This is a genomic window from Haloechinothrix alba (assembly GCF_900188115.1).
Classification (GTDB): domain Bacteria; phylum Actinomycetota; class Actinomycetes; order Mycobacteriales; family Pseudonocardiaceae; genus Haloechinothrix; species Haloechinothrix alba.
The window spans coordinates 1-12,185 of the sequence record NZ_FZNW01000042.1 but is presented as its reverse complement, the minus strand read 5'-3'; the positions used below and the strand labels follow the sequence as shown (position 1 = coordinate 12,185).

The window sequence follows — 12,185 nt, the reverse complement described above, 5'->3', positions numbered from 1 at the left end:
GAACTCCGACACACCACCAGCATATCGCACACACGTTCGACCACCCCGCAACGACACGCCGACCACACACAGACACCCGACCCCTCCACAACCCGGGCAGAAAGGGCGCCCACTCCACACCCTTGTATCGCGTGTCGGGAGACGATCACCGGCCGCGGACGCCGGCAGGTGTACCGCATGACACGCTGGGTAGATGCACCTGATCGACGACCTCGGCGAAGAGGTTCCGCTGGACCGGGAACCGGGCAGGGTGGTCTCGCTCGTGCCTTCGCTGACCGAGGCCGTCGAACGCACCGTTCCCGGCGTGCTTGTCGCCGCGACCGACTACTGCACACACCCGCCGTCACTGAACGTCGCACGGGTCGGCGGCTCCAAGTACCCCCGCGTGGACGACGTGCTCGGCCTGCGTCCCGACCTGGTGCTGGCGAACTCGGAGGAGAACCGGCCGGAGGACGTCGAGCGGTTGCGTGCCGACGGGATCCCGGTGTGGGTCACGGAGGCCCCGTCCACCGTGCTGACAGCGCTCGCCTCGCTGCGTCGCGTGCTCACCCAGGCGTTCCGGGTGTCCGAACCGGAATGGCTCGTCGCGGCCGAGCAGGCGTGGGCGAACCCACGGACGCACCGGGCGACCGCGCTCGTCCCGGTGTGGCGCAAACCCTGGGTCGTACTCGGCCGGGACACCTTCGCCGGCGACGTCCTGCACCGGCTCGGAGTGTCGACCGTCTACTCCGCACATACGGATCGCTACCCGAGGCCGAAGCTGGACGAGTTGCGTGCGAAGTTCACCGACGGCAGCGCGGATCTGCTCGTGCTCCCGGACGAGCCGTACTACTTCACCGACGACGACGGCCCCGACTGGTTCCCCGGCGTGACCTACGTACTGGTCTCCGGGCGGTACCTGACCTGGTACGGACCGTCGCTTGTGGATGCCCACGCGGAGCTGTCCGCGGCTCTCGACAGGGTGCTCGGCTGAGTCCTCACCCCGCGGCGAACCGGTCGGTGGCCTCGACCAGCTCGGTGAGCACCCCCTGATCCCACAGCGAGTGGCCCGCGCCGTTGAGCAGCACCAGCTCGCAGCCCGGCCACGCCTTGTACAGCTCGTAGGCCGTCGTCGGTGGGCACACCGCGTCGTACCGCCCCTGCACGAGCACCCCGGGAACCTCGGCGAGCTTGCCGGCGTCCCGGATCAGCTGCCCCTCGTCCAGCCACGCCCGGTTCGCGAAGTAGTGCAGCGCGATCCGCGCGAACGGCACAGCCGTGGCCGGGTCGGCGAACTCCGCCCGCGCGGCGGGCGACGGCACCAGCGCGGAGAGCGCGGCCTCCCACTCGCTCCAGGACACCGCCGCGTTCCGCGCCACGTCTGGATCGGGGTCGGTGACGAGCCTGGCGTAGGCGGCGAGCGGGTCGTGCCGCTCACTGTCCGGGACGGGGGACAGGAACGCTTCCCAGTCGTCCGGGAACAGGTGGGCGGCACCGCCCCGGTACAGCCAGTCGAGCTCGGAGTCGCGAGCGGTGAACACCCCGCGCAGCACGATCCCGCTCACCCGCTGCGGGTGGGTCTCGGCGTAGGCCAGGCCCAGTGCCGACCCCCAGGACCACCCGAATACCAGCCATCGCTCGATGCCCAGGTGCTCGCGCAGCCGCTCCATATCCGCCACCAGGTGCCAGGTGGTGTTGCCGGCCAGGCCGCCGGTGCTCGAACCGGCCGCGGGCGTGCTGCGCCCGCAGCCACGCTGGTCGAACAGCACGATCCGGTACGCATCGGGGTCGAAGTGCTGCCGCGAGACCGGTGCGCTGCCGGTCCCCGGCCCGCCGTGCACCACCACGACGGGCCTGCCGTGCGGGTTCCCGCTGACCTCCCAGTACACGGTGTGCCCGTCACCGGTATCCAGCGAGCCCCGCTGGTGCGGCCGGATCGGCGGGTAGAGGCCGTCCCGCCGGTCCCGCCCGGTCACGCGGCCACTCACCTCAGTGGAACGACTGCTCGGGGGCGGGGAACTCACCCCTGCGGACCTCGTCGGCGAAGGACGCGGCAGCCGAGGACAGCACGCCCGCGACATCGGCGTAGCGCTTGACGAAGCGCGGCGCCTTACCCCGGCGCAACCCCGCCATGTCCTGCCATACCAGGACCTGCGCGTCGCAGTGCGGGCCCGCGCCGATGCCGATCGTCGGGATCGCCAGCTCGTGGGTCACGCGCTTGGCCGCCTCCGCGGGCACCATCTCCATCACCACGGCGAAGGCGCCCGCCTCCTGCAGGGCCAGTGCGTCGGCCAGCATCGTCTCCCCGGACTCGCCGCGGCCCTGGACCCGGTACCCGCCGAGGTTGTGCTCGCTTTGCGGGGTGAAACCGATGTGACCCATGACCGGGATCCCCGCCGAGGTCAGCGCCTCGACGTGCGGGACGAAGTCTCTCCCGCCCTCCAGCTTGACCGCGTGGGCGCGGCCTTCCTTCATGAACCGCACCGCCGTGCCCATCGCCTGCTCGACCGAGAGTTGGTAGGAGCCGAACGGCAGGTCGGCCACCACCAGCGCGTGCGTGGTCGAGCGGGTCACGGCCCGCACGAGCGGCAGCATCTCGTCGACGTCGACGGGCAGCGAGGTGTCGTAGCCGAACACGTTGTTGGCGGCGGAGTCGCCGACGAGCAGCACGGGGATGCCCGCCTCGTCGAACAGCTCGGCGGTGTACATGTCGTACGCGGTGAGCATCGGCCACGGCTCACCGCGGTCCTTGAACTCACGCAGGTGATGGACACGCACCCGCTTGCGGGGCGTGTCGGGTGTGGATCCGGCCCCCGTGCCGTACGGGGCGGGGGTCTCGGTCGATCCGTCTGGAGCGGGAGTCGAGTTGTCCGCGGACATCGGCGTCAACCGTCCTTTCCTCGAGGCCCGTCAACGGGTCCCCGGGCTCGGCGCGGATGGTGTACCTCTCAAGCCTGGCACCGCGGTGGCGGCCGTGGACAGGTAGATGGGACGCGACTCACACGGTCCCGGCCGGCAGAGCCGTCACCTGGCACGACGGCGGTACACGATCCGGCGGCGCGTGGCGACCCGCGGCACGGACGGCGGCACACAACGGGCGTTGCGGGTTAGGGTCTGCGTGATCGCACAACCGGCGTGAAATGGCACAACGAGGTGCATCATGAACGACAGCAGGACCACGGGTAGTGCCAGGGAGGTGCTTCGCGGCTGGCTCGGTGACCAGCCGTCGATCGACTCCCTGTCCGACGAACAGGCCGAGCGGCTGCACGAGGAGCTGCGGCAGGCGAACCGCAGGCACGCGGAGAGGTTGCGCTCGGTCGCCGAGGACTCGCTGGCCCACATCCCGGCGCTGCTGCGACCGGGCGTGCGCAAGATCCTCGGAGTGTGAGCATGAGTCACGACCTGGCCACCCGTGCGGAACTGACGAAGCTCGCCCGCGCGCTGGACACCACAGAGGACCGCGTGGCGTTCCTCGGCTCGCTGGAGGCAGCCGAGATCCACGAGCTGCGCGAAGCGGCAAGCGCGACGATGCACGACCGGCACCGCGAGCTGTACCAGCGGATCGCGAAGGCGAGCACGCTGCTGCCGCCCGCGTTGTGCGTGCGGATCGCCGAGCGCGCGTTCCCGCCCATGATCACGTCTAAGGTCGCCGCAGAGATCGGCACCGACCGGGTCGGCGAGTTCGCCAAGCGGCTCTCCGTCGGCTACATGGCCGATGTGTGCGTCAGCATCGACCCGCGCAAGGTCCGGGAGCTGATCAGCCAGGTGCCGGTCGAACGGGCCACCGAGGTCGCGCGGGAGCTGGTGGACCGCGAGGAGTACGTCACGCTCGGCAGGATGATCGACGCGGCGACGGAGCGGCTGGTGCGGGCAGCCGTCGCGGTGATCACCTCCGATGTGGCGCTGCTGTGGATCGCGTTCTACGCCGAGTCCGAGGCACACCTGACCAGCGCGGTCCGGGCGCTGCCCGCCGAGCGGATACGCAGCGTCGTGCACACCGCCCTGACCGGTACCGTCGAGCTGCACGCCGCCGGGCTGGCGTTGATTGCGCGGGTGGACGACGCCGAGCTGCGCGGCACGCTCGCCGGGCACGCCGCGGAGGTTCCTGCCGAGGCGCTGGACGGTCTGCTGCGCACCGTGGTGCGGGACGGCTTCGAACCCGAGCTGCTCACCGTGCTGGCCAGCATGCCGGAGGATGCCCTGCGGCAGCTCGCGACACGCGATGCCCTTGCCGACCGGGACACGCTGCTCGCGCTGGCGCGGGCGGCCGAGCGGGGCGGGCACGCCGACCGGCTGCGCCCGCTGCTCGACCACGCCGGGCCCGAGCTGCGCGCCACCCTGACCGAGGCCGGGTTCGACCTCGGGTGAGCGCTAGTGCACCTCGCGCCACGCGTTTGTGATCGGCAGCCTGCGGTCGCGCCCGAACGCCTTGAAGGTGATCTTCGTGCCCGGCGGGTACTGGCGACGCTTGTACTCGGCGGTGTCGACCATGCGCACCACGCGGTCGATGGTGGCGGGGTCGAAGCCCGCCGCGAGCAGCTCGGTGAAGCCGCGGTCACCCTCGACGTAGTCGTCCAGGATGTCGTCGAGCACGGCGTAGTCCGGCAGCGAGTCGGTGTCGACCTGCCCGGGACGTAACTCGGCGGAGGGCTCCTTGGTGATGGAGCTCTCCGGGATGGGCGGGGTCTCACCACGCTTGTCGGCCTCGGTGTTGCGCCAGCGCGCCAGGTTCCACACCTGTGTCTTGAACACGTCCTTGATCGGCGCGAACGCGCCGACGGAGTCGCCGTAGAGGGTGGAGTAGCCCACGGCGATCTCGGTCTTGTTGCCGGGCGCCAGTACCAGGTGCCCCTCGGCGTTGGACAGCGCCATCAGCAGCACACCACGCACCCGGGCCTGCACGTTCTCCTCTGCCAACCCGGTGAGCCCGAGCTTGCCGACATAGCCCGCCACGATCTCGTCGACCGGTTCGGTACGGAAGTGGCACCCCAACCTGCGTGCCAGCTCGGCCGCGTCGGTCCTGGAGTGCTCCGAGGAGTACTGCGAGGGCATGGACACGCCGTGGACCGCGTCGGCCCCGAGCGCGTCGACGGCGAGGGCGGCGGTCACCGACGAGTCGATACCGCCGGAGAAGCCGAAGATGACCGAACGGAAGCCGTTCTTGTGTACGTAGTCCCGTAGCCCGAGGACCAGCGCGGACCACACCTCGGCCTCGTCGGACAGCGGCTCGCGGATCTCCGGGGCGTGGAGTGGTTCGTAACCGGGCGCGGCCTCGTCGGACAGCACCGTCCTGCGCACCTCGAGGCCGGAGAAGGTGCCCGCGGCCGCGCCTGTGGCCGGCTCCGTCGAGGCCGGCTCGAGGTCGGTGACCAGGAGGTGCTCGACGAACTGGGGGGCACGTGCGAGCAGGGCACCGGATCTGTCGACGACGAAGGAGTCCCCGTCGAAGACGAGGTCGTCCTGGCCGCCGACCTGGTTGCAGTACGCCACCGGCACACCTGCCTCGCGTGCCCGCTCGGCGACCACGGGAAGACGGATGTCGTCCTTGGACCGCTCGTACGGTGAGGCGTTCGGCGCCACGATCAGATCGATCCCGGACCGGGCGAGCGCGCTGACCGGGCCGCCGTCCTGCCAGAGGTCCTCGCAGACCACGACCCCGATGTCCACCCCGTGCAGCCGGAGCACGTCGAGCGTCTCGCCGGGCCGGAAGTGCCGCCGCTCGTCGAAGACCCCGTAGTTGGGCAAGTGATGCTTGGCCTGCCGGGCCACGACCTCACCCCGGTACAGCGCGGCGACCGAGTTGCGCGGACCTGCCTCGTCGGCGTCCAGGTAGCCGACGTAGGTGAGCACGTCACCGCACCCCGCCTCGGCAAGGCGCCCGGCGAGCCGTTCGACGGCGCCCCTGCAGGCGTCCACGAAGGTCGGCCGCAGCGCCAGATCCTCCACCGGATACCCCGTCAGGGTCATCTCGCTGAACACGGTGATGTGCGCCCCGGCATCGGCGGCCGCGCGCGTCCACTCCACGATGAGCCCGGCGTTGCCGTCCAGATCCCCGAGCGTGGGGTTCACCTGGGCGAGTGCGGTGCGCAGTTGAGCCATACGGCCATTGTCGCGCACGGGTGCGCGGTACCGGCCGGGATCCTCAGCCGCGTCGCTTGCGCAACGTGCCCCGCACCTTCTTCAGGGCCTGCTCCGCGTCGGAGTCGAACGGGTTGTCGTGCACCACGTAGGTCCACGTCGACGTCGGCCTGCGCACCCCGGCGCCGGCCAGGTCGGCACCGCCCTCCTCCACCGTGATCTCGGCGAACGTCGCCTCGGCGAGCCGCTCGGCCTCCGGGTAGATCGCGTGGAACTCCGGTATCGCCGCGCGGTGGAACTCGTCGATGGGTGTCTCCCTGCCCAGCGCGCGCAGGTGGATGCTCTCCCGCACGTCCGCGAGCACGGCCAGGTGCCGCGACCACAGCTCGTCCAGATGGAACAGCAGGATCTCCCGGCAAACCCGGTCACGCGCGGCGCCGTCCAGGACGGCGTCCAGCTCGGCGAACCGCTGCGGGCATCGCGACCGCAACAGCTCGGTCGCGCGCTCGCCGCGCAGCACCTCCTCCCGGTAACCGAGCAGGTCGTCCCGCTGCCGCTCGATCAACCGCGTGTAGCGCCACGTGTTGCGGTGAATCTCCAGGTTCGCGGCCTCGGTGACGCGCTGCGCGTGGTCGATGTGCCTGCTGATCGCGGGGCTGGTGACCTCTCCGTTGTCGTCGGTCGGCGGGTTGCCCGGCACATCGGGCGCACCTGCGAGCACCACCTCGTCGTTGAGGCAGGCGAAGAAGATCGACCCACCGGGGTCGCCCTGCCTGCCCGCGCGGCCGCGCAGCTGGTCGTCCAGGCGGCTGCTGCGGTACCGGGCCGTACCGATCACGTAGAGGCCACCCAGCTCGACGACCTGCTCGTAGTCGTCGGTCGTGCCGTGACTCCCACCGAGCTTGATGTCGGTGCCGCGACCGGCCATCTGGGTGGACACGGTTATCGCGCCCTTCGTGCCGGCCTCGGCGATGATCTCGGCCTCCTCCGCGTCGTTGCGGGCGTTGAGCACCACGCAGTCCAACCCGGCCCTGGCGAGCTTGCCTGCCAGCTCCTCCGACTCGGCGACGTCCTGGGTACCGATCAGGACCGGCCTGCCCCCTGCGTGGACCCGCTGTACCTCGGCGACCACGGCGCGGAACTTGTCGGCCCGGGTGGCGAAGACCCGGTCGGCGGCGTCGAGGCGGATGTTGGGTTCGTTCGGGGGGATGACCGCGATCTCGAGTTTGTAGAACTCGCGCAGGGTCTCCGCCACGGCGACCGCGGTGCCGGTCATGCCCGAGACTGTGGGGTAACGCGCGAGCATCCCCTGCACGGTGACGGAGTCGAGGATCTCACCCTGGTCGGACGGGGGGACCTGCTCCTTGGCCTCCACCGCGGTCTGCAGCCCGTCCGGCCAGCGCTGCAGCTCGGCGACCCTGCCCCGCGAGGTGTTGATGAGCTGCACCTTGTCGTCCCGGACGAGATAGTCGACGTCGCGGGTGAGCAGCACGTGTGCGTGCAGCGCGACGTTGATCGCGGCCAGCCGTCGCGACCCGGCCTCCGAGTAGAGGTCGACGCCGCCGAGGGCCTTCTCGACGACGGACGTCCCCGCCGGGGTCAGCCACGCGTTGCGGCCGTCGGCATCGGTCTCGTAGTGCAGGCCGGGCCGCAGCCGCGACACGATGCGCGCCGCCTCGGTGTCCGGTGCACCCGAGGCGACCGAGCCCGCCATGACGAGGGGAACACGTGCCTCGTCCACCAGCACCGAGTCCGCTTCGTCCACCACGGCGACATCGGGGGTGCGCTGCACCACATCGGCTGTCAATGTGGCGAGGCGGTCCCGGAGCAGGTCGAACCCGATCTCGCTGACCGAGCCGTAGGTCACCTCGCAGCCGTAGGCCCGTGCGCGCTCGGCCCTGCCGTGCCCGGGCTCGACCCAGTCCACCGACACCCCGAAGAGGTCGAGGACCGGCCGCATCCATCGCGCGTCGCGGCGCGCGAGGTAGTCGTTGACCGAGATGACGTGCACGTGCCTGCCGCGCAGCGCGTGACCGGCCGCGGCGATGGCACCGACGAGCGTCTTGCCCTCGCCGGTGGCCATCTGGATCACTCGTCCCGTCAACAGCCCCATCACGCCGAGCAGCTGGACGTCGAACGCCCGCTCACCGAGCGCGCGCCTGCCCGCCTCCCTGCCGATCGCGCAGATCTCGACGAGCTGCTCGTCGGTGGGCGTGGGGCGCGCGCCGTCGCTGTCGCGGAGCGCGGTGGCGGCTCCGGTCAGCTCGGCGTCGGTCAGTTCGAGCAGGTCCTGCTCACGAGCGCCGACGGCGGGCAGCAGTGCCTCGTACCGCGTGAGGTCGACGCTGGCCGGGCGGTCGACGAGCCTGCGCAACAGCCGCCTGCTTCGGGTGAGCAGGGATGCCTGCTTCTGTGTCATCCGCTTTCTCCGTCTGCTCGGGCACCGCGCACGATCGCGTGGTGCGCCCTGGCCGGCCTCTCCGGCACGGGGCCGGGTGTGCGTGTGCCGCCGCACACACCGACCATGGCATCATCACCGTGTGCGCCAAGTATTCCGTGTCCCGTTCGCGTTGCTCCTCCTCGGTGCGTTGCTCGGCGGGTGTACCTCCGATGATCCCGAAGATGCCCCGGAACTACCGGTGACCGAAACGCACGGACCGACCGGTCGGATTCCCGACGGGCTCGACGAGTACTACGGGCAATCCATTACCTGGGAAGAGTGCGGGCCGTACGCCACGTCGGAGATGGCCCAGCGGACGCTGAACGACCCCGAAGCGCAGTGCGCCAGGATCGACGTTCCGCTCGACTACTCCGAGCCCGGCGGCGAGACGATCTCCATCGGAGTGTCCCGTATCCCCGCGTCGAACCAGGAGGAGCGGATCGGCTCGCTGGTCTTCAACCCGGGCGGTCCCGGAGCGGCCGGGATGGGGCAGGCCGTGCACACGGCGAACCGGCTTTCCGGAACCGAGCTCACCGAACGTTTCGACGTCGTGGGTTTCGACCCGCGTGGCGTCGGGGCGAGCGAGCCCCAGGTCGAGTGCCTCACCGACGAGGAGCGTGACGAGAGGCGCGCCGAGGACCACGAGTTCGACGGCTCGCCGGAAGCCGTGCGCGAGGCGGAGGAGCGGGCCAGGAAGTTCGCCGAGAAGTGCGTCGAGCGCACCGAGTACGGCGAGGACATGCTGGCCAACATCGGCACACGCGACGTCGTGCGGGATATGGACGTGCTGCGGTCGGTGCTCGGGGACGAGAAGCTGACCTACCTGGGGTACTCCTACGGCACGCGCATCGGCTACAGCTACGCGGAGACGTTCGGCGACAACGTGCGCGCCCTGCTGCTGGACGGCGCCCTCGACCCCGAGCAGGAGCTTGTCGACTCCCTCATCGCGCAGGGCGAGGGCTTCGGGCAGGCCTTCGAGGAGTTCGCGCAGTGGTGTACCGGCAGGGAGGACTGCCCGCTCGGCGACGACCCGGACGAGGCAACCGAGGAGTACCAGGACCTGGTGCAACCGCTCGTGGAGAACGGGGTCGAGCTCGAGGACGGCCGTGAGCTGTCCTTCGGCGACGCCACCACGGCCACCGTGCAGGCGCTCTACAGCCAGGAGCTCTGGGAGCCCCTCAAATCGGGACTGACACAGCTCCAGCGGCAGCGGGGTGAGCAGCTGATGATGCTCGCCGACATGTACAACGAGCGGCAGTCCGACGGCTCCTACACCACGACCCAGGACGCGTTCGAGGCGATCCGGTGCGTCGACGATCCCCGCGTGACCGACCGCGAGAAGATCGCGGCGGCTCAGGAGGAGTACGCGGAGGCAGCGCCGTTCCTCGACAGCGGGCAACCGACTCCCGCCGCGCGGGGTATATGCGCCTTCTGGCCGGTGCCCAACACGTCCGAGCCCCGCTTGCCGGATGTGGAGGGGGTGCCACCCGCTCTGGTGATCTCGACCACGCAGGATCCGTCGACGCCCTACGAGGCCGGTGTGCAGCTGGCCGAGGCGATGAACGGGAGGCTGCTGACATTCGAGGGCACCCAGCACACCGTGTTCGGGCAGGGCAACGAGTGCGTGGACAGCGCGGGCATCACCTACCTTGTGCACGGCGAGCTGCCGGAGGAAGGCGCTACCTGCGGGGCGCAGTGACGCGCCTGCTGCGCCGGAACGTGTGGTGGACGTCTCAGGGCTGGTCTCAGGGCTGCCGGTGCCGTCCGGCGCCGGGCAAGGTGAGCAGGGCAGCGAGTACCCGCGCGGGCGGCAGTACGGCGGACGGGTCACGAGCGAGGCGGATTCCGCCTCGGGTACGGGCATGTCAGCTGCCACCCGGCCGGTCCGGCGGATAGTCTGTGGCCATGGATCGCCAGCAAGAGTTCGTGCTGCGCACGCTCGAGGAACGGGACATTCGATTCGTCCGCCTGTGGTTCACCGACGTTCTCGGTTTTCTCAAGTCCGTCGCGATCGCCCCGGCCGAGCTGGAGGGAGCGTTCAACGAGGGCATCGGGTTCGACGGTTCGGCCATCGAAGGCTTCGCGCGGGTGTACGAGTCGGACATGGTCGCCAAGCCCGATCCCACGACGTTCCAGGTCCTGCCCTGGGAGACCCTGGAGGGAGGGCACTACTCGGCGCGGATGTTCTGCGACCTCGCAATGCCGGACGGCTCGCCGTCCTGGGCCGATCCGCGACACGTGCTGCGGCGCCAGCTGTCCAGGATCGCCGAGGCGGGCTTCACCTGCTACGTCCATCCCGAGATCGAGTTCTTCCTGCTGTCGTCCATGCCCGAGGACGGGTCCCCGCCCGAGCCCGCCGACAACGGCGGATACTTCGACCAGGCCAGCCACGCCAGGGCCACACACTTCCGCAGGCACGCCATCGAGACGCTCGAGGCGATGGGGATCTCGGTCGAGTTCAGTCACCACGAGGGCGCTCCCGGGCAACAGGAGATCGACCTGCGGTACGCGGACGCCATGAGCATGGCCGACAACGTGATGACCTTCCGCTACGTGGTCAAGGAGGTCGCGCTGACGCAGAACGTGTGTGCCACGTTCATGCCGAAGCCGTTCACCGACCAACCGGGCTCCGGGATGCATACCCACGTCAGCCTGTTCGAAGGTGACCAGAACGCGTTCTATGACCCGGAGGACCCCGACGAGCTGTCGCCGACCGGCAAGGCGTTCGTCGCGGGCCTGCTCACGCACGCGCGTGAGATCTCGGCGGTGACGAACCAGTGGGTCAACTCCTACAAGCGCCTCGGCGGTGGCGGGGAGGCGCCGCCCGCGGTGTCCTGGGGCCGGGCCAACCGGTCCGCGCTGGTGCGGGTCCCCATGTACTCGCCGGGCAAGGCGTCCTCCCGGCGGGTGGAGATCCGGAGCCTGGACTCGGCGTGCAACCCGTATCTGGCGTACTCGGTGATACTCGCCGCGGGACTGAAGGGCGTGACCGAGGGGTACGAGCTGCCGCCCGCCGCCGAGGACGACATCTGGGCTCTGTCGGACGCCGAGCGCAAGGCCGCGGGCTACGTCGAGCTGCCACAGAACCTGGGCGAGGCGCTCGGCGAGATGGAACGGTCCGAGCTGCTCCCCGAGGCGCTCGGCGAGCACGTGTACGACTTCTTCCTGCGGAACAAGCGGGTGGAGTGGGACAGCTACCGGCGCGAGGTCACGCCCTACGAGCTACGAACCCTGCTGCCGGTCGTCTGACCAGGGGATACCCGGCTAACGCACCCCCGGTGATCAGCATCCTCGGCGGCCGTGTAGTGTTCTCACTTGTCGCCAGGAACGCCGGGTCGGCGGGGAAATTCGAAGAAGGCCCCCCCGGAAAGGCACCAGGGACCTGCTGATAGAGTTGATCTTGAAAGCAGAGACCAGCCGGGACGAGCGGTGTTGACACCGCGAAACGGACCGGGTAAAGTACTGCGACGGCCCTGAAGTCGAGCCGGTGCCCGCACGAAACCTTCTTGACGAGAGATTGTTTCGGGACCGACGCTTCTCCGGGGATATAATTCGGGAGTTTTTCTCCGGGATCGTACGCGTTTCTCGGAAAGACGTTCCGGTGTGTTGTTTGAGAACTCAACAGTGTGCTTGTGTTTGCTCTAAGTTTTTGAGCTAGTGTGTGCTTGTGGGAACCTTTTGTTGGGTT

General features: G+C 69.8%; 9 protein-coding genes. 5 read left to right on the top strand and 4 right to left on the bottom strand.

Annotated features, from left to right (window positions below; translation table 11 throughout):
* Positions 1–199: 199 nt before the first annotated feature.
* Positions 200–973 carry a helical backbone metal receptor gene (locus CHB84_RS21550; protein ID WP_089303487.1) on the top strand — a complete coding sequence of 258 codons (774 nt, stop codon included), beginning with the start codon at positions 200–202 and terminating at the stop codon, positions 971–973.
* A 4-nt stretch (positions 974–977) separates the two neighbouring features.
* On the opposite strand, the gene pip is transcribed toward CHB84_RS21550, so the two are convergent.
* Both pip and panB read right to left on the bottom strand, forming a co-directional pair.
* Positions 978–1,955, bottom strand: coding sequence for a prolyl aminopeptidase (pip, locus tag CHB84_RS21545; protein ID WP_245818892.1), 978 nt, complete (start codon positions 1,953–1,955; stop codon positions 978–980).
* Positions 1,956–1,968: 13 nt separating this feature from the next.
* The gene (gene panB, locus CHB84_RS21540) at positions 1,969–2,859 is read right to left on the bottom strand and encodes a 3-methyl-2-oxobutanoate hydroxymethyltransferase (protein WP_089303483.1); all 891 of its coding nucleotides are present in this window, start codon (positions 2,857–2,859) and stop codon (positions 1,969–1,971) included.
* 280 nt (positions 2,860–3,139) lie between these two features.
* Between panB and CHB84_RS21535 the strand changes: the two genes are divergently transcribed.
* On the top strand, positions 3,140–3,367 hold the full coding sequence (locus tag CHB84_RS21535) for a hypothetical protein (protein WP_089303482.1): 228 nt from the start codon (positions 3,140–3,142) through the stop codon (positions 3,365–3,367).
* Positions 3,364–4,347, top strand: a complete 984-nt coding sequence (locus tag CHB84_RS21530) for a hypothetical protein (RefSeq protein ID WP_141134776.1) — start codon at positions 3,364–3,366, stop codon at positions 4,345–4,347. The genes CHB84_RS21535 and CHB84_RS21530 overlap by 4 nt, the downstream gene beginning before the upstream one ends.
* 3 nt (positions 4,348–4,350) lie before the next feature.
* On the opposite strand, the gene CHB84_RS21525 is transcribed toward CHB84_RS21530, so the two are convergent.
* Positions 4,351–6,078, bottom strand: coding sequence for an NAD+ synthase (locus tag CHB84_RS21525; RefSeq protein WP_089303486.1), 1,728 nt, complete (start codon positions 6,076–6,078; stop codon positions 4,351–4,353).
* A gap of 43 nt (positions 6,079–6,121) precedes the next feature.
* On the bottom strand, positions 6,122–8,476 hold the full coding sequence (gene secA2 / locus CHB84_RS21520; RefSeq protein WP_089303480.1) for an accessory Sec system translocase SecA2: 2,355 nt from the start codon (positions 8,474–8,476) through the stop codon (positions 6,122–6,124).
* Positions 8,477–8,597: 121 nt separating this feature from the next.
* Between secA2 and CHB84_RS21515 the strand changes: the two genes are divergently transcribed.
* Entirely contained in the window at positions 8,598–10,196 is a 1,599-nt protein-coding gene (locus tag CHB84_RS21515) for an alpha/beta hydrolase (protein ID WP_425432328.1), read from the top strand.
* Between the two features lie 206 nt (positions 10,197–10,402).
* Positions 10,403–11,746: a glutamine synthetase family protein gene (locus tag CHB84_RS21510; RefSeq protein ID WP_089303479.1), complete on the top strand. Its 1,344-nt coding sequence runs from the start codon at positions 10,403–10,405 to the stop codon at positions 11,744–11,746.
* Positions 11,747–12,185: the final 439 nt, after the last annotated feature.